This window comes from Pseudomonas sp. LTJR-52 (assembly GCF_003691465.1).
GTDB lineage: Bacteria > Pseudomonadota > Gammaproteobacteria > Pseudomonadales > Pseudomonadaceae > Chryseomonas > Chryseomonas luteola.
The window spans coordinates 3,075,766-3,098,589 of record NZ_CP033105.1; the positions used below are offsets into that span (position 1 = coordinate 3,075,766).

The 22,824-nt window shown below is 53.7% G+C and carries 22 protein-coding genes; 8 read left to right on the forward strand and 14 right to left on the reverse strand.

The genetic code is table 11. From position 1 onward, the window contains the following. Window positions 1-42: 42 nt before the first annotated feature. The 4 genes from EAW52_RS14370 to sdhC are packed head-to-tail and all read right to left on the reverse strand — an operon-like array spanning window position 43 to window position 3,283. Window positions 43-747, reverse strand: a complete 705-nt coding sequence (locus EAW52_RS14370; RefSeq protein ID WP_010797804.1) for a succinate dehydrogenase iron-sulfur subunit — start codon at window positions 745-747, stop codon at window positions 43-45. Window positions 748-758: 11 nt separating this feature from the next. Next, window positions 759-2,531, reverse strand: coding sequence for a succinate dehydrogenase flavoprotein subunit (gene sdhA, locus EAW52_RS14375; protein ID WP_122043011.1), 1,773 nt, complete (start codon window positions 2,529-2,531; stop codon window positions 759-761). Window positions 2,532-2,534: 3 nt separating this feature from the next. Then, window positions 2,535-2,903, reverse strand: coding sequence for a succinate dehydrogenase, hydrophobic membrane anchor protein (gene sdhD, locus EAW52_RS14380; RefSeq protein WP_010797802.1), 369 nt, complete (start codon window positions 2,901-2,903; stop codon window positions 2,535-2,537). Next, window positions 2,897-3,283 carry a succinate dehydrogenase, cytochrome b556 subunit gene (sdhC, locus tag EAW52_RS14385; RefSeq protein WP_010797801.1) on the reverse strand — a complete coding sequence of 129 codons (387 nt, stop codon included), beginning with the start codon at window positions 3,281-3,283 and terminating at the stop codon, window positions 2,897-2,899. The genes sdhD and sdhC overlap by 7 nt, the downstream gene beginning before the upstream one ends. Before the next feature lie 340 nt (window positions 3,284-3,623). Here sdhC and gltA point away from each other — a divergent pair, with 340 nt between their 5' ends. Beyond that, the gene (gene gltA, locus EAW52_RS14390) at window positions 3,624-4,907 is read left to right on the forward strand and encodes a citrate synthase (protein WP_122043012.1); all 1,284 of its coding nucleotides are present in this window, start codon (window positions 3,624-3,626) and stop codon (window positions 4,905-4,907) included. A gap of 97 nt (window positions 4,908-5,004) precedes the next feature. Here the strand turns inward: gltA and EAW52_RS14395 are convergent, their stop codons facing one another. The 9 genes from EAW52_RS14395 to ppsA form a co-directional block, all read right to left on the reverse strand. Next, window positions 5,005-6,060 (reverse strand): OmpA family protein, encoded by a 1,056-nt coding sequence (locus EAW52_RS14395; protein WP_074827376.1) that lies wholly within the window; start codon window positions 6,058-6,060, stop codon window positions 5,005-5,007. Between the two features lie 104 nt (window positions 6,061-6,164). Further along, window positions 6,165-6,749 carry an RNA polymerase sigma factor SigX gene (gene sigX / locus EAW52_RS14400; protein WP_019365377.1) on the reverse strand — a complete coding sequence of 195 codons (585 nt, stop codon included), beginning with the start codon at window positions 6,747-6,749 and terminating at the stop codon, window positions 6,165-6,167. Window positions 6,750-6,828: 79 nt separating this feature from the next. After that, on the reverse strand, window positions 6,829-7,653 hold the full coding sequence (locus tag EAW52_RS14405) for a mechanosensitive ion channel domain-containing protein (RefSeq protein WP_019365376.1): 825 nt from the start codon (window positions 7,651-7,653) through the stop codon (window positions 6,829-6,831). Window positions 7,654-7,655: 2 nt separating this feature from the next. Further along, entirely contained in the window at window positions 7,656-7,904 is a 249-nt protein-coding gene (locus EAW52_RS14410) for a hypothetical protein (protein ID WP_010797796.1), read from the reverse strand. Between the two features lie 55 nt (window positions 7,905-7,959). After that, window positions 7,960-8,961, reverse strand: coding sequence for a zinc transporter ZntB (locus EAW52_RS14415; protein ID WP_122043013.1), 1,002 nt, complete (start codon window positions 8,959-8,961; stop codon window positions 7,960-7,962). A gap of 20 nt (window positions 8,962-8,981) precedes the next feature. Beyond that, entirely contained in the window at window positions 8,982-9,473 is a 492-nt protein-coding gene (gene rraA, locus EAW52_RS14420; protein WP_074827384.1) for a ribonuclease E activity regulator RraA, read from the reverse strand. Window positions 9,474-9,493: 20 nt separating this feature from the next. Next, window positions 9,494-9,793: a Rieske (2Fe-2S) protein gene (locus tag EAW52_RS14425; protein WP_010797793.1), complete on the reverse strand. Its 300-nt coding sequence runs from the start codon at window positions 9,791-9,793 to the stop codon at window positions 9,494-9,496. 58 nt (window positions 9,794-9,851) lie between these two features. Continuing rightward, window positions 9,852-10,820, reverse strand: a complete 969-nt coding sequence (locus EAW52_RS14430) for an alpha/beta hydrolase (RefSeq protein WP_122043014.1) — start codon at window positions 10,818-10,820, stop codon at window positions 9,852-9,854. Window positions 10,821-10,875: 55 nt separating this feature from the next. After that, window positions 10,876-13,245 carry a phosphoenolpyruvate synthase gene (gene ppsA, locus EAW52_RS14435; RefSeq protein WP_122043015.1) on the reverse strand — a complete coding sequence of 790 codons (2,370 nt, stop codon included), beginning with the start codon at window positions 13,243-13,245 and terminating at the stop codon, window positions 10,876-10,878. A 206-nt stretch (window positions 13,246-13,451) separates the two neighbouring features. Between ppsA and EAW52_RS14440 the strand changes: the two genes are divergently transcribed. The 6 genes from EAW52_RS14440 (at window position 13,452) to EAW52_RS14465 (ending at window position 19,509) form a co-directional block, all read left to right on the forward strand. Continuing rightward, window positions 13,452-14,270 carry a pyruvate, water dikinase regulatory protein gene (locus EAW52_RS14440; protein ID WP_010797790.1) on the forward strand — a complete coding sequence of 273 codons (819 nt, stop codon included), beginning with the start codon at window positions 13,452-13,454 and terminating at the stop codon, window positions 14,268-14,270. A 119-nt stretch (window positions 14,271-14,389) separates the two neighbouring features. After that, on the forward strand, window positions 14,390-14,911 hold the full coding sequence (locus tag EAW52_RS14445; protein ID WP_122043016.1) for an ATP-dependent zinc protease: 522 nt from the start codon (window positions 14,390-14,392) through the stop codon (window positions 14,909-14,911). A 16-nt stretch (window positions 14,912-14,927) separates the two neighbouring features. Next, window positions 14,928-16,463, forward strand: a complete 1,536-nt coding sequence (locus tag EAW52_RS14450) for an inactive transglutaminase family protein (protein ID WP_019365368.1) — start codon at window positions 14,928-14,930, stop codon at window positions 16,461-16,463. A 1-nt stretch (window position 16,464) separates the two neighbouring features. Beyond that, window positions 16,465-17,457, forward strand: a complete 993-nt coding sequence (locus EAW52_RS14455) for an alpha-L-glutamate ligase-like protein (RefSeq protein ID WP_122043017.1) — start codon at window positions 16,465-16,467, stop codon at window positions 17,455-17,457. 4 nt (window positions 17,458-17,461) lie between these two features. After that, window positions 17,462-18,865: an aminodeoxychorismate synthase component I gene (gene pabB, locus EAW52_RS14460; protein WP_122043018.1), complete on the forward strand. Its 1,404-nt coding sequence runs from the start codon at window positions 17,462-17,464 to the stop codon at window positions 18,863-18,865. Window positions 18,866-18,888: 23 nt separating this feature from the next. Further along, on the forward strand, window positions 18,889-19,509 hold the full coding sequence (locus EAW52_RS14465) for a phosphoadenosine phosphosulfate reductase family protein (protein ID WP_010797785.1): 621 nt from the start codon (window positions 18,889-18,891) through the stop codon (window positions 19,507-19,509). A gap of 50 nt (window positions 19,510-19,559) precedes the next feature. On the opposite strand, the gene EAW52_RS14470 is transcribed toward EAW52_RS14465, so the two are convergent. After that, window positions 19,560-20,855, reverse strand: a complete 1,296-nt coding sequence (locus tag EAW52_RS14470; RefSeq protein ID WP_122043019.1) for an MFS transporter — start codon at window positions 20,853-20,855, stop codon at window positions 19,560-19,562. A gap of 169 nt (window positions 20,856-21,024) precedes the next feature. Between EAW52_RS14470 and EAW52_RS14475 the strand changes: the two genes are divergently transcribed. Beyond that, entirely contained in the window at window positions 21,025-22,764 is a 1,740-nt protein-coding gene (locus tag EAW52_RS14475; protein ID WP_122043020.1) for an IlvD/Edd family dehydratase, read from the forward strand. The last annotated feature ends 60 nt before the right edge of the window (window positions 22,765-22,824 follow it).

The following is a 22,824-nucleotide window of genomic DNA, read 5'->3' on the forward strand; positions in this document are numbered from 1 at the left end:
ACCGACAAAGGATTCTGTTCCTTTGTCGGTGCAAATCACTAATTAAGTACCGCTTTGAAGCAGCATGCTACGCACATGACCAATTGCTTTCGTTGGGTTCAACCCCTTCGGACATACCGTCACGCAGTTCATGATCGAACGGCAACGGAAGACACTGAAGGGATCGTCCATGGCAGCAAGACGCTCCTGAGTATGCGTATCACGGCTGTCAGCCAGGAAACGATAGGCTTGCAGCAGCGCAGCAGGGCCCAGGAACTTGTCAGGGTTCCACCAGAACGACGGGCAAGACGTAGAGCAGCAGGCGCACAGGATGCACTCGTACAAGCCATCAAGCTTTTCGCGCTCTTCAGGTGTTTGCAGCCGCTCGATAGCTGGCGCAGGCGTCTCGTTTTGCAGATAGGGCTGCACCTTCTCGTACTGCTTATAGAAGATGCTCATATCGACCACGAGGTCACGGATGACAGGCAGACCCGGTAAAGGACGAACAACCAGCTTGTTACCTTTTACAACGCTTGAAAGCGGTGTAATACATGCCAAGCCATTCTGGCCATTGATGTTCATACCATCGGAGCCGCAAACACCCTCGCGGCAAGAGCGACGGTAAGAGAACGTAACATCCTGCTCTTTGATCAAGGCTAGGATGTCAAGAACCATCAGATCCTTACCACCGGTCTCGATCTGAAATTCCTGCATGAAAGGAAGTTCATCCTTTTCAGGGTTGTAGCGGTAAACACTGACTTGCAACATAACGGCAAACCTCAGTATGTACGAACTTTAGGTTCGAACGTAGGAACTGTCTTCGGAGAGAAATTGACAGCGCGCTTGGTAACACGCTTGTCTTCTGGGAAGTACAAGGTATGGCAGAGCCAGTTCTCGTCGTCCCGCTCTTCAAAATCTTCGCGAGCATGCGCTCCACGACTTTCCTTGCGGGTTTCCGCTGCAATAGCAGTGGCTTCAGCAACTTCCAAAAGGTTCTGTAGCTCGAGTGCCTCGATACGGGCCGTGTTGAATGCCTGGCTCTTGTCTGCAATCTTCACGTTGGCGATTCGCTCGCGCAGCTCGGAAAGCTGTGCGATACCCTTCTGCATGTACTCGCCCGTACGGAATACACCGAAGTAGTTCTGCATGCAGCTCTGAAGCTCTTTGCGCAGAGGCGCTACGTCCTCTCCAGTGCTGCGTTCGTTGACACCAGAAATGCGAGCCAGGGAGTGCTCGATATCACTGGCGCTGGCGTCGCGATGCTCAACACCTTCCTTCAATGCTTTTTCCAAATGCAGACCCGCTGCGCGACCAAAGACAACAAGGTCCAGCAGAGAGTTACCACCCAGACGGTTTGCACCATGAACCGACACACAGGCTACCTCGCCCACGGCGAAAAGCCCTTCAATGATCTTATCATTGCCGTCGGCATCCTGAGTGATCGCTTGTCCATGAATATTGGTAGCGATACCACCCATCATGTAATGGCAGGTCGGAATAACAGGAATAGGCGCCTTGACCGGATCAACATGCGCGAATGTTTTGGACAGCTCGCAAATGCCTGGCAAACGACCGTGAAGTACTTCTTCACCCAGGTGATCCAGCTTCAACAATACATGATCAGCGTCTGGACCACAGCCGTTGCCTGCAATGATCTCTTTGATCATGGACCGAGCAACAACGTCTCGTCCAGCCAAGTCTTTGGCATTAGGCGCATAACGCTCCATGAAGCGCTCGCCATGCTTGTTGATGAGGTAACCACCCTCACCACGGCAACCTTCGGTTACCAGCACGCCCGCACCGGCAATACCGGTTGGGTGGAACTGCCACATTTCAATGTCTTGAACAGGCACACCTGCACGCAATGCCATACCGATACCATCGCCGGTGTTGATCAGCGCGTTGGTAGTAGAAGCGTAAATACGTCCAGCACCGCCGGTGGCCAGAACAGTGGCTTTCGAACGAATGTAAACGGTCTCACCCGTTTCGATGCAGACCGCAATGATCCCAACAATAGAGCCATCCTGGTTTTTTACCAGATCGACTGCATACCACTCATTCAAGAAGACTGTATTGTTTTTCAGGTTGTTTTGATAAAGGGTATGCAACAGCGCATGACCGGTACGGTCAGCCGCAGCACACGTACGCGCCGCCTGGCCGCCCTTACCATAGTCCTTGGACTGCCCACCGAACGGGCGCTGATAGATACGGCCTGTTTCAGTACGGGAGAACGGGAGGCCCATGTGCTCCAGTTCGAAAACCGCTTCGGGACCCACAGAGCACATGTACTCGATGGCATCCTGGTCGCCAATGTAGTCCGACCCCTTTACAGTGTCGTACATGTGCCAGCGCCAATCGTCATTCGGGTCAGCCGATGCGATGGCACAGGTAATACCGCCCTGAGCGGATACGGTATGGGAACGAGTAGGGAAAACCTTAGTAACAACAGCCGTCTTGTGACCTGACTGGGCCAACTGCAGCGCTGCACGCATGCCTGCGCCGCCGCCACCTACGATGATGGCGTCAAAAGAAAGAGTACGAATACTGGACATGACTCACACACCCCAAAGAATCTGTACGCCCCACACAAAGAAGGCGAACATGGCAACACCACACACAGCCTGGAACAGGAAACGCACCGTCGTGGCGCCCTTACCCAAGGCCATAGGGGTCAGATAATCGGTAGAGATGGTCCACATGCCTACCCAGGCATGAACCCCAACCGAAACTAAGGCGAGCAAGCTGAAGATTCGCATCCAGCCGTTGCTATACAGCCCATGCCATTGCTCAAACGACATATCGGGGTGAAGCACGACATATCCAAGTAAGAAAAGCGTATAAATCGCAAGAATTACTGCGGATACGCGCTGAGCCATCCAGTCATAGAGACCTGAGCGCGAGAAGTTAGTGACGCTAGTTACCATATCCAGACCCCCACCAGAACGATCAGCACCGCAGATACAATCAATACGATCTGAGAGCCCAACTTGCCGCCTTGCAATGTTTCACCGGCACCCATGTCCATAATTAAATGGCGCACGCCTGCTACTAGGTGGTACAGCAATGCGGACAACACGGCCCAGATCACGAGCTTGACCAACGGATACGCCAAGAACGCTTTCACACGAGCAAATCCATCCTCAGAACTCAGCGACAGGTCGAGCCCATAAAGCAGCGCAGCAAGGCCGATGAAGAGGATAACGCCGGAAATTCGGTGAAGGATCGAGGTGTAAGCTGTGATAGGGAGTTTTATGGTCCTGAGGTCTAGATTTACAGGTCGTTTACTATTCACGGCTTCTTTCACACTGAGAGCCCAAAGTTGCCGGGCTAGTTATTGGGAATTGCTTTAATAGACATCCATTACTGGATTGACAACCGCGCTGGAGAGGCACACAGCCTGAGGCGGTCGGCCATGAAGTATAGACAGTTAGGCTGCTCATGACAACGCACCAATTCCATACAAATAGACTAATGTCGCTGCCCTAAACGGCGCTCAATAGTGTAAGTTATGAGCACGTTTGAAACCTAAGTAATAATTGGCGCAATATGTTCGTAAATTGACTTTCAAATGATTGCCTCTATAGTGGCCCTGGCCCTGCGTGGGGGTTGTATAAATGATTTCAAGCATAAATAAGGAGGCCTTAATGGCTGACAAGAAAGCGCAGCTAATCATTGAGGGCGCAGACCCGGTACAGCTGCCCATAATGTCTGGAACCCTCGGACCTGATGTAGTCGATGTTCGTAATCTTACGAATGCTGGCGTTTTCACGTTCGATCCAGGCTTTATGTCGACGGCCTCCTGTGAATCGAAAATCACCTACATCGACGGTGATAATGGGATCCTCTTGCACCGCGGCTATCCCATCGAACAACTGGCAGAAAAGTCCGATTACCTTGAGACTTGTTACCTTTTACTAAAAGGTGAATTGCCTAACGAAGAACAAAAGCAGAACTTTGTAAGCATCATCAAGAACCACACCATGGTTCATGAACAGCTCAAGACGTTCTTCAATGGCTTTCGTCGTGACGCTCACCCAATGGCCATCATGTGTGGCGTAGTGGGCGCACTTTCCGCCTTCTATCATGACTCCCTGGACATCCAGGACCCGCATCATCGTGAAATTTCGGCCATGCGCCTGATTGCCAAGATGCCAACCCTAGCCGCCATGGTTTACAAGTACTCCATGGGTCAGCCAATGATGTATCCCGATAATCGCCTGGGATACGCAGAAAACTTCCTTCACATGATGTTCAATACACCTTGCGAAATTAAGCCGGTCAGCCCGGTTCTCGCAAAGGCAATGGACAAAATCTTTATTCTGCATGCCGACCACGAGCAAAACGCCTCCACCTCGACAGTTCGGCTGGCAGGCTCCTCGGGTGCAAACCCATTCGCCTGCATCGCAGCCGGTATTGCAGCGCTTTGGGGCCCCGCTCACGGCGGAGCAAACGAAGCAGTATTGCGAATGCTGGATGAGATTGGCGATGTCAGCAATATTGATAAATTCGTCGCCAAGGCCAAGGATAAGAACGATCCATTCAAGCTAATGGGCTTTGGCCATCGTGTTTACAAGAACTTTGACCCTCGCGCCAAAGTTATGAAACAGACATGCGATGAAGTTCTTGCTGAACTTGGCATTAATGATCCTCAGCTTGAACTTGCCATGCAGTTGGAAGAACTTGCGCGCAAAGATCCTTACTTCATTGAAAGAAATCTTTACCCCAACGTTGACTTCTATTCAGGCATTATCCTAAAAGCAATCGGCATACCCACCAGTATGTTTACTGTGATCTTCGCCCTAGCCAGAACAGTAGGCTGGATCTCTCACTGGCAAGAAATGCTTTCCGGCCCCTATAAGATTGGTCGTCCTCGCCAACTTTATACCGGCCCAACCAAGCGCGATATTAATCCGATTAATAATCGTTAATAAAAAAGCCCCGAAAGGGGCTTTTTTATTGCCTTAATAAGCCTAAATTAAAAAGCCCGCATCTTACGATGCGGGCTTTTTACTAGACAGTAACTAATTACTGCTTAGCTTGAGCTTCAACTTCAGCTTCTACGCGACGGTTAACGGCACGGCCAGCTTCAGTGGAGTTGTCAGCTACAGGACGGCTCTCGCCGTAACCTACAGCGTTCACACGATTGCCAGAAACACCGTACTGGTTAACCAGAACGTTACGAACTGCGTTTGCGCGACGCTCGGACAGACGCTGGTTGTAGGCATCAGTACCGACAGAGTCAGTGTGACCTTCTACTGTAGTAGAAGTCTGCGGATACTGCTGCATGAAGTCAGCCAGGTTCTTGATATCGCCATAGCTCTCAGGCTTCACAACAGCCTTATCGAAGTCGAACTTCACGTCCAGCTCAACGCGAACAACTTCTGCAACAGCCGGGCAACCGTTGGCATCAACAGTTACGTTAGCCGGAGTGTTCGGGCACTGATCGACGTTATCGCAAACGCCATCGTTGTCAGAATCGGTGCACACATCAGCAACCGGCTCCGGTGCTGGTGCAGCTTCCTGACGACGGGAAGAACCACCGAAGTTCACACCCACACCTACGACAGCAGACCATTCACCCTGGTCATCATCGATGTTGTAGTTGCCTTCCAGGCCACCGCGAGCGTACAGGTTCTCGGTGAAGTAGTACTTCAGGCCCGCACCTACGTTTGCGAACGTAGTGTGGTTGCGGCCATGATGGTCAGCATGCGCATCAGTCAGGGACTGGTGAGCGAAACCGCCAGAAACGTAAGGACGCAGACCTACACCAGGAGTACCCCAGTGGTAGTAGGCATCAAGGGCAGCCAGGCTACCGTGAATCTTTTTGTGACCTTCATCGTGGTCGCCACGTACGTCGTGGTACTCACCATAGGACAGCGCCAGCTCGACGTCGTCAGTCAGGAAGTAACCCACCGAACCGCCATACAGGTTGGCATTGCTCATGTCACGCTGGCTGTCGGTGAAGTAGCGCTTGCCAAACAGCTCGCCCTCTACTGCGCCTTGACCCTGAGCCATGGCGCTCAGAGAAGAAGCGGCGACCAGGGAGCCAATGACGACGCCTAAGGTGCTCTTCAATTTCATCCTATGTATCCCCATCTTAATGATATTAGTGTTCCGGCAATCTCCGGAGGCTTTGACAACAAGTTATTCAGAAGTTCATAAAAAACAGTAGACTATGGTGTTACCTAGCCCTCAACTTCTGCTGCGAACTTGTCACGCAGCTTATCCAGTGCCCGCTTATAACGCATCTTGGTCGCACTGAGCCCCATGTGCATGATGTCTGCAATTTCCTGGAACTCAAGCTCCGCCACAAAGCGTAACACCAGAATTTCTCGATCAATCTGATTCACATGGGCTAGCCAGCGATCCAGACCACCCCGCTCTTCCAACTTTGGCGCTTTTTCATCCGAAGCTTCTTCTATCGGCTCTAGACTCAAAGCATCTACCAGACGACGCTTACGACGCTCCTTCCGGTATTGGGTAATGCACTCATTGTACGTAATGCTATAGAGCCAGGTCTTAAACTTTGACTTGCCCTCAAAGTTCTTAAGTCCATACAGCACCTTCAGCATGACCTCCTGACAGACATCATCTGCATCTCGGTCGTTCCCCAGATAGCGTGCGCATACATTGAACAGCGTACGTTGATACCGCCGCATCAGTTCTTCGTAGGCACGCGTCACATGGAACAACTCGGTATGTGCGCGCTGCACCAGCTCCTCATCAGTGAGCTGGCGGGGGTCATAGGCTGTAGACAAGGTTTCGTTCAAAGCGGACGGTGCCGGACTGCCGTTCAGTGGGCGGCATGATATCCGTCTCACAGCTCGCTGTCGGCAACTTTTTCACTTGTTAGCGAGCCTTTACACGCTGATCAAGAAGGCGCTTGTTTGAAACCGATATCAATTCATCGTCCGCGGTAAGCAGCAACGTTTTAACCGTACCGATCTCTTCGATAACGCCTTCAACCTCATCGATTTGTACGACTTGCCCGACCTCGAAAATTTCTCGCACATAGATTCCAGCCAGGATCTGAGCGACCAGGTCGCGACTGCCCAACCCCAACGCCAATGCGGCTGCCAGACCAAGTGATGCCAACACGATTGCAATAACGGTATTGAGTAACTCAGTCTTTATTTCAAGCTGCCCGATGGCTACAGAAATGCTAATGATAATGACCAGCGCCTGGGCAACGCGCCCAAGGCCTGCGGAATAATCCAGCCCAACACCTTCAGCCGCGCCATGCACGATTCCATTGACCAGCTGCGCCAGCAGCACGCCTATGACTAGAACCAGAGCAGCGCCAAACACTTTGGGCAAGTACAAGGCCATGACATCAAGCGTAGACGAAACGCGCTGCAGGCCAAGCGACTCTGCAGCCGATACCAGAAAAACCAGCAGAATGAACCAGTAGACGATGCGACCGATCAATGTACTGACAGGAATCTTGATCCCAACCCGGGCCAACATCTTGGTAAGACCAGTCCCGGTCATCAACCTGTCCAGGCCTAGCTTGGCCAAGAGCTTGGAAAGAAGATGATCAAGCAGCTTCGCAAAAAAGAATCCGAGAATAACAACCAGCAAAGCACCCAGAAGATTGGGAATGAAGCCTGCCACCTTGCTCCATAGGGTTGTCATCGCGGACAGGAGGCTTTGCGTCCAGATATCAAATTCCATGATTACTCGGCTTGTTTGTTAGAAGAACGAGAGCTACGAGAAGAGCCACGCACAGGCTTGACGTGCCCCGAGCCATTATTGATAGCCATGAGGACAGCGGATCCCCAACGCCCCATCAGCCCGAACAGATCACCTGCACCCACCTGCCGATTGGCAGTCTTCAGGACGCGATCCAGTCTGTCGTAATCCGTCGGAGCCTCGGCTCCCGACTTGAGCATATCTTTTAATGATTCTTCGAAAGGATCTGGCATAGCGCACCCCTCGCCACTTTCATGCTAGACGGCCGTCCAAAACAGCAAGTCACACTTACAACCACCGCAACCGCCTGAAGAGCCACCACTGAAAGGCAGCAATAACCAGGATGGCACCGCATGCCACAACAAAGCCCATCGAGAATGTCGACCCGGGAATGCCGCCTACATTCATGCCAAGCAGACCCGTCACAAAGCTCATGGGCAGGAAGAATCCGGTAATGATGGCAAGCAGATACATGGTCCGATTGGTCCGCTCAGCCACACTGCGCTGCTCGACCTCCTGCAGGAAGCTGACTCGCTCTCGCATAAGCTCAAGCTCCTCCAGATTCCGCGTCAGGCTATTATGAAGCTCACTCCAGTACTCGGCCTCTCCTCCGGCCACCAGCCAGGCTGGTTTCTGGCGCGACAGATCGAAGTAAATGTCGCGCTGAGGAGCCAGATAACGCTTGAGGCTGGCGACGCGCTTGCGCAGACCTAGGATCAGGCTGTGCTCGGGCAGGTTTGTTTCATCTTCTTCTACCCGTTCCTCCATTTCATCGAGCTGTTCAGCAAGCTCAACGACCAGCGTATCGACCCGGCTTGTCATGTAAGTAGCCAGTTGAAGGATAAGCGACCGCGTGTTTTCAGCCCCTATTCCCTCCTCGAGATCCTCTTGGATTTCAGCTGCCGCCTTGAGGGGACGCAAGCGAAGAGAAATAACGCGCTGGGCATCCACATAAACACGCAGCGATACCATATCCTCGGGAACAGCGTTGGGGTTCAGGTTCACGCCGCGTAGAAACAGGAGAAGGCTCTCGCCGATCAAGGGAACGATACGAGGACGGGTGGCCTCTTCCAGAAGAAGATCACAGGCAAACTCATTGAGTCCGCTGGACTGACGAAGCCACTGCTGGGCCTCAGGTACACTTCGGTCCCAATGCAACCACAGGGTTTCGTCGGGCTGCAGGTCAAGAATATCGAGCTCGTTGCGCTGAATCCGGCGGGCACCACCTCGTCCATTCAATACATAGCCATATACGAGGCCGCGTTCGTTACCGCTTTCGTAATCCTGCATTCCAGATTCTCGTTACTCTTTCATTCGCCTGGCATCTCAAGCCGCTGCGAGGAGACGATAATGCCGTTGTTATCAGCATATAGATAATGGCCAACTTCAAAAGTGACTCCGCCAAACACAAGGGGTATATCGCGCTGCCCTACTCCACGCTTTTCGGATTTTCTGGGATGCGAAGCCAGTGCCTGGATACCTAGGTTGGTCTCAGCCAGTACATCCACATCCCGAACGCATCCGTAAATCACGATACCAGCCCATCCATTGGCTGCTGCTTTTTCAGCCAGCATATCGCCCAGAAGCGCACAGCGCATGGACCCACCGCCATCCACGACCATGACCTTTCCCGAACCGTCTTCCTCGACCCGCTCCTTTACATACGAATTATCTTCAAAACATTTGATGGTGACAATTTGCCCACCAAACGAGTCGCAGCCACCAAAATTACTAAACAATGGCTCTACCACTTGTATCAGGTCGGGATAGGCATCACAGAGATCAGGTGTGACGTAGCGCATATGAGGCCTCTCTCGAGACGTTAAAGGTCGATACCGATACGATCCCGCTCATAGGCAGGATTGAGCAATTTCAACTCAGGACAGTTGGCGTTGACTGCCTTGCCTGTGTGCACATCGAACTCAAAGCCATGCCTGGGACATCGTATCGAGTCCGAGGTTAAGGCGCCCTGAAACAGTGAAGCGCCCTGATGGGGACACCTGTCTTCAAAAAGGATATGTTTGCCCTCGATGACCATCAGTACGATTGGCAACCCTTTGATCAGGAAGCGCTGACGATATCCTTCCTCAAGATTCAATAACCTTTCAAGCGGCACGAACATGGGCTCTCCTAACGATATCGCCCGCTGCGCATTGGGCTCCTGAGTGAATCCAGGGCTACTATTCAGTCAGTTCGATACTAGGTGCAACATCCTGCTTTTGTGAAGCTTTTTCGATACTGGTCAGCCATTCTGAAATTAGCCCGCTAAAGTGCCGATGTGCTTCCCGTGCCATGAAAGGCGAGGCATGACTCATACCGTTTTCGCGGGAAAGAAGCTGACCTAGAGAGATGAAATCCTTATACTGCCCTCCGAAACGGTCAAACAGCATTCGGCACGCCTCAGCGCTCACCAGTGGGTCATTGGCAGCTGCCAGTCCCAGCACAGGTATTGAGAGCGAAGACAATCGCGTTAGCAGCCGGTCCCGCTCGGAGCGACTACTGCCCAGTGCACGCTCATCCTGAAGTGCCTTTAACAGCACCTTTGGCTCATCTTCAGGACCAACGCCTACTCCATGGCCGGAAATAGTCGAGCGCATTTTTTCCCGCCACGATAGCAGCCCCCACAGACGGTCGGACGTGGCAACGCCCAACAAGCCCAGCGACTTGACTGAGCGCTCGGTCAGCCATTCGTTGAGCACGCCCAAAATAACCGCAAGCCCGCCCTGCCCGTGCCCTATCCAGTGACCCGGCAACCCCGATTGCTCCTCTACAAAGGCTGCAATTGCTGGAAGGTCATAGCGTGCATAGTCAGATAATTGATTGCTCACATACTCCAGGTTGCGTGGTGAGCAGCCATGACCGCGCATCTCGGCAATCCAGACGTCGAATCCGGCATCGAAAAGTTCGACACCCAGCCCAGTACCGCTCGCGGAATACCACGTAAAACGATTACCAAAGGCACCATGAACGAGGATAACGGGAGGTCTGTAGGGCGCTTGCCGGTTCAGCCGCCCAAGGCGTGTCAGAGACAGTTCAACACTAAGGTCTGAGCTATTGTTGGGCTTGAGAAGGTACACATCTTCGGTTAAGTCCCCGTATAACTCGGCGCGCACGAGCGCAACAGGGAAAAGCTGGCTACTGCTTTGCATAATTACCGTTACATAAAAAGGCGGGGTTACCCCCGCCTGTGAATGACGCGCTATTTTAAGCCTGTCCCTCGGCCAAGAAGAACCATGTATCGAGCACGGAGTCCGGATTGAGCGATACGCTTTCGATTCCCTGATCCATCAGCCACTTGGCCAGGTCGGGATGATCGGACGGGCCCTGACCGCAAATACCAATGTATTTACCGGCCTTGTTACAAGCCGCGATGGCCTGAGCCAGGAGCTTCTTGACGGCTGGATTACGCTCATCGAAAAGATGAGCAATGATGCCAGAATCACGATCCAGGCCCAGCGTCAGCTGAGTCATGTCATTAGAGCCGATGGAGAAACCATCGAAATACTCAAGGAACTCTTCAGCCAGAAGCGCATTGGAAGGCAGCTCGCACATCATGATCACGCGCAGGCCATTTTCGCCACGCTTGAGCCCGTAGGTCCCCAACAGATCAACTACTTGGGAGGCCTCTTCAAGAGTACGAACGAAAGGAACCATAAGCTCGACATTGGTCAGACCCATTTCGTTACGCACTTTTTTCATGGCACGGCATTCAAGCTCGAAGCAGTCGCGGAAAGACTCGCTGATATAGCGAGAAGCACCACGGAACCCGAGCATCGGGTTTTCTTCTTCAGGCTCGTACAGTTTGCCACCAATGAGGTTGGCGTACTCATTGGATTTGAAGTCGGACAGGCGGACAATGACCTTTTTGGGCCAGAACGCTGCAGCCAGCGTGCTAACGCCCTCGACCAGCTTTTCGACGTAAAAGCCTACCGGATCGCTATAGCCAGCCGTACGCTTGTCGACGTTTTCCTTGATATCCAGCGGCAGACTTTCGTAATTGAGTAGCGCCTTGGGATGCACGCCGATCATGCGATTGATGATGAACTCAAGGCGCGCCAGTCCAACGCCTGCATTGGGCAATTGGGCGAAGTCGAATGCTCGATCTGGATTTCCTACGTTCATCATGATTTTGAATGGCAGATCAGGCATGGCATCTACCGAGCTTTGACGGACATCGAAGCTCAATTCACCTTCGTAGATCAGGCCCGCGTCACCCTCTGCGCATGAGACGGTTACGACCTGCCCATCATTAAGGCGCTCGGTTGCATTGCCACACCCCACTACAGCAGGAATACCCAGCTCACGAGCGATGATTGCTGCGTGACACGTCCGGCCGCCGCGGTTGGTGACGATAGCGCTGGCGCGCTTCATGACCGGCTCCCAGTCGGGATCGGTCATATCGGAAACCAAGACATCGCCCGGCATGACGCGATCCATTTCGGAAACATCACGGATGACCTTGACCGGGCCTGCACCGATACGCTGGCCGATCGCACGCCCTTCAACAATGACCTGCCCCTTTTCCTTGAGCAGATAGCGCTCCATTACTGTTGCACTGGCACGGCTCTTGACGGTCTCGGGACGCGCCTGAACGATATAGAGCTTGCCATCATCTCCATCCTTGGCCCACTCGATATCCATCGGGCGACCATAATGCTTTTCAATGATGAGTGCCTGCTTGGCAAGCTCGGTGACCTCATCATCAGTAATGCTGAAGCGTGCACGCTCGGCAGCCTCAACATCGACGGTTTTGACAGAGCGCCCCGCCTTGGCTTCCTCGCCATAGATCATCTTGATAGCCTTGCTACCCAGATTACGGCGAAGGATTGCAGGCCGCCCCGCCTCTAGTGTGGACTTGTGTACATAGAACTCATCAGGGTTGACGGCACCCTGGACGACGGTTTCACCCAGGCCATAAGCACCTGTGATAAAGACCACATCCCGGAAACCCGACTCGGTGTCCAGTGTAAACATCACGCCTGCCGCCCCTGTTTCGGAGCGAACCATGCGCTGCACCCCAGCCGATAGCGCGACGAGCTTGTGATCGAAGCCCTGGTGTACGCGGTAAGCAATGGCCCGGTCGTTGAACAGCGATGCAAAGACCTCTTTGGCCGCTCGGATGACGTTGTCTACACCGCGTATATTCAGGAACGTTTCCTGCTGACCGGCAAAGGAGGCATCCGGCAGGTCTTCTGCCGTAGCGGAAGACCGCACGGCAACCGCCAGATTGTCATTTCCTGCCGACAGCTGTGCGAAGGCCGTTCTGATTTCAGTATCCAGGCGAGCCGGAAATTCGGCGTCCATGATCCACTGCCGGATTTCGGCGCCTGTTTTAGCCAACGCGTTAACATCGTCGACATCTAGCGCGTCCAGAGCGGCATGGATACGGTCATTAAGCCCGCTTTGCTCAAGGAAGTCCCGATAGGCCTGTGCAGTAGTAGCAAAACCGCCAGGAACCGAAACACCTGCGCCCGCCAGGTTGCTGATCATTTCGCCAAGGGATGCGTTTTTGCCGCCCACTTGCTCAACATCGTGCACCCCGAGTTTATCCAGGGAAACTACGTACTCGTCCAAGGTGATCTCTCCATATTTGTATTTGTGGGAAAGCTCGTACGCAACTGGCACGTTCACACTGGGTCTTTATTCCAGAATCAGTAGGATTCGTTTTATCGACTGGCTACAGGCGCCAAGTACTTTTAAAAAAGTGCCAATCTTCCAGCAGCCTTTACGAAGCACCTTACGATAAAATCAAAAACCACTGTCTCGGGAGTTTCACCCTGATGAAACGAACCGCCTTCTTTATTTCCGACGGCACCGGCATTACTGCCGAAACCCTCGGCCAAAGCTTACTCGCTCAATTCGAGAACATCAGCTTTACAAAACTGACCCGGCCCTATATCGACACCGTGGAAAAAGCCCGGGCCATGGTACAGCAAATCAACAACGCCGCCGTGTCAGACGGTGCGCGCCCCATTATTTTCGACACCATCGTCAATCGGGAAATACGCGCGATTCTCGACCAGTCGAATGGGTTCATGATTGACATCTTTTCCACTTTTTTATCCCCGCTTGAGCAGGAGTTGTGTGCTGAATCGTCATATTCGGTCGGTAAATCACACTCCATGATGCACAACGCCAATTATATGCAACGTATCGAGGCCGTGAATTTTGCTCTGGAAAACGACGACGGCGCGCGTACGCAACACTACGACAAGGCTGATTTGATTTTGGTCGGTGTCTCCCGGTGCGGCAAAACGCCCACCTGCCTTTATATGGCGCTCCAGTTTGGAATTCGAGCAGCGAACTATCCTTTAACCGAGGAGGACATGGAGCGCTTGCAACTGCCTGCCTCGCTCAAGGCACAAAAAAACAAACTGTTTGGTCTGACAATCGACCCTGACCGCCTATCGGCGATTCGGCACGAGCGCCGGCCCAATAGCCGATATGCCAGTTTTGCCCAGTGCGAGTTTGAGGTCCGGGAAGTAGAAAGCCTGTTCCGACGTGAAAATCTTCCGTCTATCAATTCAACCCATTTCTCTGTTGAAGAGATCGCCGCCAAGATTCTGGTAGAGAAAGGTGTTGAGCGCCGCCTGAAGTGATACGTCGCGGCAGGCTTCACTGGTTTAGAAAGGGGCCCATGCTAGAATGCGCCCTTTTAACTGACGCACTGTGCCGGAAGCCATCCTCAGCTGGCACATGCCAGGCCTGCACTAGCTTGATGAAATCTTTAATTTATCTACTGTTTAGCGTGCCCCTGCTATGGAGCCCCCTGTGCTTTTCAAGCGAGAAGCGAACGTATGGCCTGCATGAAAATGTGTATCTGCCGGAGCTGAATTTACACCTTAAAGCAAAGCTTGATACGGGTGCAGAAACCGCCTCCTTGAGTGCACACCGCATCCATCTATTTACCCGTAGCGGGGAGCGCTGGGTGCGCTTTTCTCTGGCTATTGATCAGGCCCATGACCTTACGCTGGAGCGCCCTCTGCTTCGTGTAAGCCATATCAAGCGGCGGCATGCAGACCACACACCAGGGGTCGAACCCAAGATGCATACCAGTCGTCCCGTTATTCCAATGGTTATCTGTATGGGAAATGAGAGGCATACGATTGAGGTTAATCTTACGAACCGTAGCCACTTTGACTTTCCCTTGCTGATTGGCAGCAAGGCACTCAGGCGCTATGACGCCTTGATTGACGTCTCCCGCTCTTATCTGGCCGGTACTCCGGCATGCCCTATTTGAAAGTCGAGTAACCTGCATGCGCTCCATTAATTTGCATCTGAAGATTCTTATCACTGTTCTGGTTCTACTTGGCGTATCCATTACCGCCTACCAGATCTTTGGGCTAGGCATTCCGATCACTCAGGATGAAACGGATGAGTTATGGAGCATTGATGCCAAGGTTACGTTTACTGCCACACCCCACGTGCCCGTCAAAGTACAACTGTTCGTTCCACCCTTGACGCAAGGCTACGTCAGCCTTAACGAGAGCTTTGTCTCTAATAACTACGGCGTTAACGTCAGCCGCATAGAGGGTAACCGACAGCTGACCTGGTCTGCGCGACGCGCCAAAGGCGACCAGACCCTGTATTACCGTCTGGTTATGACCAAGCGTTTTGGAAGTGACAAGCCACGTGAAGAAAAAGGCCCGGTTACTCGAGACCCTATTGTTCTGCCGGAAGGTCCTGAGCGTCTGGCTGCTGAAGCCTTGATCGCGCCTATCCGCCAACATTCAGCCGATGTGGAAACATTCATCAGCGAAGCCATCAGGCGCGTCAATAACGTCAATGACGACAACGTAAAGTTGTTACTCAATGGCGATACCAGCATCACCAAGCGGGCACAGACCATCGATCTGCTGGTGTCGCTGGCACGTGTCCCCCTGGAAAAGGTTCACACCCTGCGCCTTGCCGCCCACATTCAGCAAAATCCGGAACTTTGGCTGCGCAGCTATAACGGCAAGGACTGGATCTATTTCAATCCTGAAACAGGCGAGCGCGGCCTACCGTCCGATCGCATGATCTGGTGGAGCGGTGACGGTCAACTGCTGAACCTCGATGGCGGTCGTAAAGCGAATGTGACGTTCACGCTGGACAGCAGCCAGATGAATGCCATTCGTCTGGCTCAGCTCACCAATTCGAGTGTGGAGACGGCCTTCATGGATTATTCCCTGTACGGCCTGCCCCTCCAGACTCAGCAGACCTACCAGACGATGATCATGATCCCGCTTGGCGTGCTCGTGATTCTCATACTGAGAAATCTTATAGGTCTGCAGACATTGGGAACCTTTACACCGGTTCTGATTGCACTGGCTTTCCGGGAAACCGGCCTGCAGTGGGGCATCGGGCTTTTTACCGTGATCACTGCACTGGGCCTTTCCCTGCGTTCCTACCTGGAACACCTCCGCCTGCAGATGCTGCCTCGACTGTCGGTTGTACTGACGTTCGTCGTAGTCATGATTGCCGCCATCAGCCTGTTCAGTCACAAACTGGGATTTGAAAACGGCCTTTCGGTTGCGCTCTTCCCAATGGTTATTCTGACCATGACCATTGAGCGACTCTCGATAACCTGGGAGGAGCGTGGCGCCAACCATGCTCTCAAGGTCGCCATCGGCACGTTGTTCGCCGGCTCGCTGGCTTATCTTCTGATGAAAATCCCACAGCTGGTGTATTTCGTGTTTACGTTCCCGGCCGTCCTGTTGATTCTGGTGGGCTTCATGCTGGCAATGGGTCGTTATCGCGGTTATCGCCTGACGGAACTGGTTCGCTTCAAGGCCCTGCTGAAGGAAGACTGACATGTTCGGTTTGATCAAAACATGGAAGGCCCTTTCGGCTCGCGGGATCATGGGTATCAACCGGCGTAATGCCGATTATGTACTCAAGTACAACAAGCGCAGCCTGTACCCGGTCGTAGATGACAAGATCCTGACCAAGCAGCGAGCAATCGAGGCAGGCATCCATGTGCCGGATTTATACGGGATCATCTCGACAGAGCACGACATCGGGAAGATCGATACGATTATTGAGAACCATCAGGATTTCGTTGTTAAACCTGCACAGGGGGCTGGTGGCGACGGCATTCTGGTCATTGCCGACCGCTTTGAGGGGCGATTGAAAACAGTCTCCGGCAAGATGGTTAGCCGTTCGGACATGGAATATCACATCTCCAGCATCCTCTCGGGTCTCTATTCACTCGGTGGCCATAGAGATCGAGTACTCATCGAGTACCGGGTCATCCCTGATGAGCTGTTTCGCAATATCAGCTATGAAGGTGTTCCGGACATTCGAATTATCGTCTTGATGGGCTATCCCGTAATGGCCATGTTACGTCTACCTACACGCCAGTCCGGCGGCAAGGCCAACCTGCACCAGGGTGCCATTGGTGTCGGAGTGGACCTGGCAACCGGACTTACGCTGCGTGGTACCTGGCTTAACGCCAAGATCGAAAAGCACCCGGATACCGCCCATCCTGTAGACGGCGTACAGCTGCCGGACTGGGACGGATTCATGCGCTTGGCGGCTTCCTGTTATGAATTGTCCGGGCTGGGTTACATTGGTGTTGACATGGTGCTCGACAAGGATAAAGGACCTCTGATTCTTGAGCTCAATGCACGGCCTGGCCTGAATATTCAGATTGCCAATGACAGCGGACTTACCTTAAGAGCTCAGGCAGTAGAGACTCGTCTCGCCGAAATGCAGGCCCAGGGTATCGTTGAAACAGCGGAAGAGCGTGTAACCTTTTCTCAACGGTTATTCGGTCATGTCTCCTCATCTACCGTAACGCGCTGAACACATGCTCACCTGCATACTTTATCCGCTTGACTACCAAGCAGATCCCGGTGATTTCTTCGAGCGCATCCGTAATGCGGAGGGTGCTATTCTGCTGGACTCTGGCAGACCAACGGCCACACGTGGACGATATGACCTGCTTAGTGCCTGGCCGCTGGAGCAGCTCACCCCTTTAGCGGAGGAATCAGGGCATTCGTTTTTCGCTCGGCTTCGCCACGCACTCGGCAGGCTCGGAGCGGCGCAGCTTCCCACCGAAGTAGATCTGCCCTTTGCAGGTGGCGTGATGGGCTATCTGAGCTATGATTTTGGTCGCCAGCTGGAGCGTCTACCGGCTCAGGCCCAAGATGATCTGATGTTGCCTGAGGCCAGACTGGGTCTGTATGGCTGGGCATTGATTAGCGATCATGAAAGACAGACCAGCCAGTTAGTATTTCATCCGGTACTGAATGCCGCTGAACGCTCGCGCCTGATTGATCTCTTCACGAGCCCGGTTACTCCAAGCCAGGATCAAATTTTTTGCCTGAAAACCCCATTCCAGGCGAATCTGACTAAAGAGCGCTATCGCGAACAAATCGAGCGAACCCAGGCTTATATAAACGCCGGGGACTGTTATCAGATCAACTTCACACAGCGCTTTCAGGCGCCCTGCTCTGGATCGGACTGGCAAGCCTACCGCACCTTGCGAGCCGCCTGCCCTACGCCTTTTTCCGGTTATCTGCCCATCCAGGGCGGTGCCATCCTCAGCCACTCACCTGAACGTTTCATTCAGGTGCATGACGGTCGGGTAGAAACACGCCCCATTAAAGGGACGCGACCACGCAGCCTGGACCCCGTACGAGACGCCGCCCTGGCAGATGAACTGCTGGCCAGTCCAAAAGATCGTGCCGAAAATGTAATGATCGTTGATCTTTTGCGTAATGACCTGGGACGCAGCTGCCGAATAGGCTCGGTCAAAGTCCCTGAGCTATTTACATTGGAGAGCTATCCAAACGTGCATCACTTGGTGAGCAGTGTAACGGGTGAGCTTGCATCCGGTTGCGATGTATTCGATCTGCTGGCCGGAAGCTTTCCAGGCGGCTCAATCACCGGAGCCCCTAAGATTCGGGCAATGGAAATCATCGATGAGCTGGAGCCGACTCGCCGCTCCATCTACTGTGGCTCCCTGCTCTATATCGACGTGCGGGGCGAGATGGACAGCTCCATCGCTATTCGCAGTGTATTGATCAAAGACGGGATGGCCAGCTGCTGGGGCGGCGGTGCAATCGTCAGGGACTCAGAATGGCAAGACGAGTATGAGGAATCCATTGCCAAGGTACGAGTGTTATTGAATACCCTTGAGATGCATAGCCTGAGGGATGCCGCTACGTCGTGCAGCCCAGACGGGGCTTTGTTACCATGCTCGTCTTGACTTATTAGCGTTGGAGCCTTGCCATGTCACTTGATCTGGACCGCATCAATGCCGAATTCGCCAATCAGCCTGAGCAGCTTGTTGCCTGGGCATTGGGTCTTGGCAAGCCGGCTATCTGCACGACCAATTTTCGTCCGTTTGAAGCGGTCATTCTTCACATGGTAACGCGCGTAAAGCCCGACATCCCTGTGGTATGGATGGACAATGGCTATAATACCGAGGCGACTTATCGCTTCGCCGATGAGGTCGCCCGCGCACTTAATCTCAACTTGATCACTTATCTACCCAAGCGCTCGCGGGCCCATCGCGAAGCTATTGAAGGTCCTGTGCCTGGATTAGATGATCCACGCCATGAGGCCTTTACCGAAGAAGTCAAACTTGAGCCGTTTACCCGCGCGCTGCGGGAAATGGCACCCAGCGTATGGTTTACCGCATTGCGTGCAAGCGATACTGCAGTACGTGCCCAAATGCAGCCGGTCAGCATCAACCAGGATGGCCTGATCAAGGTTGCCCCCCTGCTGAACTGGACCTCTAAAGACCTGTATCAATATCTGGTGGAGCACAATCTGCCAAACAACTTCGATTACTTCGACCCCACCAAGGGCGAAGAAAACCGTGAGTGCGGCTTGCATATCCAGCACTGATAAAGCAAAAAGCCACTCATCAAGAGTGGCTTTTTTATGCAGCCTGCCGCTCAGGAAGATGGGGCAGTCTTGAGCGAAAGGCGCCGCTCCAGCTGGTTATACACGACCCATGTCATCAAAAGACCTATGCAAAGTACTCCTGCCAGGAAGTACAAACCGGACGATAATGTCCCGGTATAGGTTTTAAGTGCGCCAATACCAAATGGCCCGATATAACCTCCCAGGTTCCCCACCGAATTGATCAGCGCAATGGCAGCGGCGGCACTGGCACCCGAGAAAAAACGACCTGGTAGCGCCCAGAAGATTGCAGTGCAGGAAAACAGGCTGAAGGCAGCCAGACACAAAGCCCCCAATTGCAGTGCTGGTGCACTTAGGTAAGCACTGAAGAAGAAGCCTATGGCACCTAGCGCATACAGGACCGCCAGATGACCATAACGATCATTCAGGCGATCTGAACTGCGAGGAATAAGCAAAAGACCAATAATGCCAAAGAGATAAGGAACGGACGAGACAAAGCCGGTCATGATGTCACTTCCGCCAAACTGATGAATCAGCGTCGGCAGCCACAAGCCCAGGCCGTAAATACTCAAGGTCACCGGCAGATAGAAGAGTGCCAGTAGCAGGACGCGCTTGTCCCTGAGTGCATGCAGTGGATTGCCATGACGTGTCTGACCATACTCCTGCAAATCCTTTTCAAGTTCGTTTGCCAACCAGCGTTTCTCATCAGCTGATAGCCATTTCACCTTTGCCGGACCATCTGGCAGAAAACGCAAGGTTGGCCATGCGAGCAATACTGCAGGCGTACCGATAAGAATGAACAGCCACTGCCAGCCATGCAGACCCATTATGCCTTCCATGCCTAGCAAGGCGCCCGAGAGCGGACCAGTCACCATCATGGCAATGGGTTGCGACAGGATGAAAAATCCCAGGATCTTGCCGCGGTGACGTATGGGATACCACTGCGTGATGTAGTACAGCACCCCAGGAAAGAATCCCGCCTCCGCAATACCAAGTAGAAACCGCATTACATAGAAGCTGGTTGGCCCCTGGATGAAGGCCATGCCAATCGTAATGGCACCCCAGGTAATGAGGATCCGTGCAAACCAGCGGCGCGCTCCAAAGCGAGTCAGGAACAAATTGCTTGGCACTTCGAACAGGAAATATCCGATAAAGAACAGTCCTGCCCCCATCCCATAAGCCGCATCGCTGATGCCGATATCTGCCCCCATATGCAACTTGGCAAACCCGACAGCGGAACGGTCCACGTAGGCTACAAGGTACAGCAGGATAAGGAAGGGAATAAGTTTGAGTGTGATGAGGCGGATCAGCCGCATTTCTGGGCTCATAGCCAAGTCTCCGATTGTTTTTGTTATGTACGGCTTGAGCATAGCAGCCGCACTGGTGATATGGACTATAAAGTAATACTTTTTACTCAACAACACTTCACATGAAAGCTTATTAAGTCTAAATTCGGATCAATACTTCCGTTTAGTATGACAAATAAGAGTTAACAACATGTCTGAGAAAAAAACCCAGTTGCGCTCGGCCCAGTGGTTTGGCAATGCCGACAAGAACGGCTTCATGTATCGCAGCTGGATGAAGAACCAAGGCATCCCGGACCATGAGTTCCAGGGCAAGCCCATCATCGGGATCTGCAACACTTGGTCCGAACTTACCCCCTGCAACGCCCACTTCCGCAAGATTGCCGAGCATGTCAAGCGCGGCGTCTACGAAGCCGGCGGCTTTCCCGTCGAGTTTCCCGTCTTCTCCAATGGCGAGTCCAACTTGCGCCCCACCGCCATGCTGACCCGTAACCTGGCCAGCATGGACGTGGAGGAAGCCATCCGCGGCAACCCGGTCGATGCCGTGGTGCTGCTGACCGGCTGCGACAAGACCACCCCTGCGCTATTGATGGGCGCTGCCAGCTGCGACGTACCCGCCATCGTGGTAACCGGCGGGCCGATGCTTAACGGCAAGCACCACGGTCGCGACATCGGTGCCGGTACCATCGTCTGGCAGATGCACGAGGCCTATAAGGGTGGGCTGATCGACCTGAACGAGTTCCTCTCTGCTGAAGCCGGCATGTCCCGCTCGGCCGGTACCTGTAACACCATGGGTACTGCCTCCACCATGGCCTGCATGGCTGAAGCCCTGGGCACCTCGCTCCCGCATAACGCTGCGATCCCAGCCGTGGATTCGCGTCGCTATGTACTGGCGCACCTCTCTGGCATGCGCATCGTGGACATGGTGCATGAGGACCTTCGCCTGTCGAAAATCCTGACCAAGGAAGCCTTCGAGAATGCCATCCGCGTCAATGCTGCCATCGGCGGTTCGACCAATGCCGTGATTCACCTCAAGGCCATCGCTGGCCGTATGGGCGTAGACCTTGAGCTGGACGACTGGACGCGGGTCGGTCGCGGTACGCCCACCATCGTCGACCTGCAGCCGTCCGGTCGCTTCCTGATGGAAGAGTTCTACTACTCTGGTGGCCTGCCGGCAGTGATTCGCCGGATGGGCGAAGCCAACCTGCTGCCGCACCCTGATGCCCTGACTGCCAATGGCCAATCGATCTGGCAGAACTGTGCCGAGGCGCCGATCTACGCGCAGGACGAAGTGATCCGTACGCTGGACAACCCCATCCGCAAGGACGGCGGCATCTGTGTACTGCGTGGTAATCTGGCACCCAAGGGCGCGGTGCTCAAACCCTCTGCTGCCACACCGGAGCTGATGCAGCACCGGGGCCGTGCGGTGGTGTTCGAGAACCTGGAGCATTACAAGGAGCGTGTGCTCGACCCGGACCTGGATATCGACGAGACCTGCGTCATGGTGCTCAAGAATTGCGGACCAAAAGGGTATCCGGGCATGGCTGAGGTGGGCAACATGGGTCTGCCGCCCAAGCTGCTGGCCAAGGGCATTACCGACATGGTGCGTATTTCCGATGCGCGCATGAGTGGGACGGCCTATGGGACGGTGGTGCTGCACGTAGCGCCGGAGGCTTCGGCAGGGGGTCCGCTGGCGGTTGTGCGTGACGGTGACATGATCGAGCTGGACTGCGAGAACGGCCGCCTGCATCTGGATATCAGCGATGAAGAGCTGCAGGCCCGCCTAGCGGACTGGCAGGACCCGAACGCCAACCTGCTCGGTGGCGGTTACCGCAAGCTGTACGTGGATCACGTGCTGCAGGCCGATGAGGGCTGCGATTTCGACTTCCTCGTTGGCTGCCGTGGCTCCGAGGTGCCGAGACATTCACATTGAGTGAGTTCTCAACGCCCCTTTCCGCATTGGCGAGGGGCGAATGTTATGATGCGCGGCCTC

Coding starts and splice junctions, on each gene's coding strand:
- EAW52_RS14370 (WP_010797804.1), bottom strand. CDS start 747: ATGTTGCAAGTCAGTGTTTACCGCTACAACCCTGAAAAGGATGAACTT.
- sdhA (WP_122043011.1), bottom strand. CDS start 2,531: ATGTCCAGTATTCGTACTCTTTCTTTTGACGCCATCATCGTAGGTGGC.
- sdhD (WP_010797802.1), bottom strand. CDS start 2,903: ATGGTAACTAGCGTCACTAACTTCTCGCGCTCAGGTCTCTATGACTGG.
- gltA (WP_122043012.1), top strand. CDS start 3,624: ATGGCTGACAAGAAAGCGCAGCTAATCATTGAGGGCGCAGACCCGGTA.
- EAW52_RS14395 (WP_074827376.1), bottom strand. CDS start 6,060: ATGAAATTGAAGAGCACCTTAGGCGTCGTCATTGGCTCCCTGGTCGCC.
- EAW52_RS14405 (WP_019365376.1), bottom strand. CDS start 7,653: ATGGAATTTGATATCTGGACGCAAAGCCTCCTGTCCGCGATGACAACC.
- EAW52_RS14410 (WP_010797796.1), bottom strand. CDS start 7,904: ATGCCAGATCCTTTCGAAGAATCATTAAAAGATATGCTCAAGTCGGGA.
- EAW52_RS14415 (WP_122043013.1), bottom strand. CDS start 8,961: ATGCAGGATTACGAAAGCGGTAACGAACGCGGCCTCGTATATGGCTAT.
- rraA (WP_074827384.1), bottom strand. CDS start 9,473: ATGCGCTACGTCACACCTGATCTCTGTGATGCCTATCCCGACCTGATA.
- EAW52_RS14425 (WP_010797793.1), bottom strand. CDS start 9,793: ATGTTCGTGCCGCTTGAAAGGTTATTGAATCTTGAGGAAGGATATCGT.
- EAW52_RS14430 (WP_122043014.1), bottom strand. CDS start 10,820: ATGCAAAGCAGTAGCCAGCTTTTCCCTGTTGCGCTCGTGCGCGCCGAG.
- EAW52_RS14440 (WP_010797790.1), top strand. CDS start 13,452: ATGAAACGAACCGCCTTCTTTATTTCCGACGGCACCGGCATTACTGCC.
- EAW52_RS14445 (WP_122043016.1), top strand. CDS start 14,390: ATGAAATCTTTAATTTATCTACTGTTTAGCGTGCCCCTGCTATGGAGC.
- EAW52_RS14450 (WP_019365368.1), top strand. CDS start 14,928: ATGCGCTCCATTAATTTGCATCTGAAGATTCTTATCACTGTTCTGGTT.
- EAW52_RS14455 (WP_122043017.1), top strand. CDS start 16,465: ATGTTCGGTTTGATCAAAACATGGAAGGCCCTTTCGGCTCGCGGGATC.
- pabB (WP_122043018.1), top strand. CDS start 17,462: ATGCTCACCTGCATACTTTATCCGCTTGACTACCAAGCAGATCCCGGT.
- EAW52_RS14465 (WP_010797785.1), top strand. CDS start 18,889: ATGTCACTTGATCTGGACCGCATCAATGCCGAATTCGCCAATCAGCCT.
- EAW52_RS14470 (WP_122043019.1), bottom strand. CDS start 20,855: ATGAGCCCAGAAATGCGGCTGATCCGCCTCATCACACTCAAACTTATT.
- EAW52_RS14475 (WP_122043020.1), top strand. CDS start 21,025: ATGTCTGAGAAAAAAACCCAGTTGCGCTCGGCCCAGTGGTTTGGCAAT.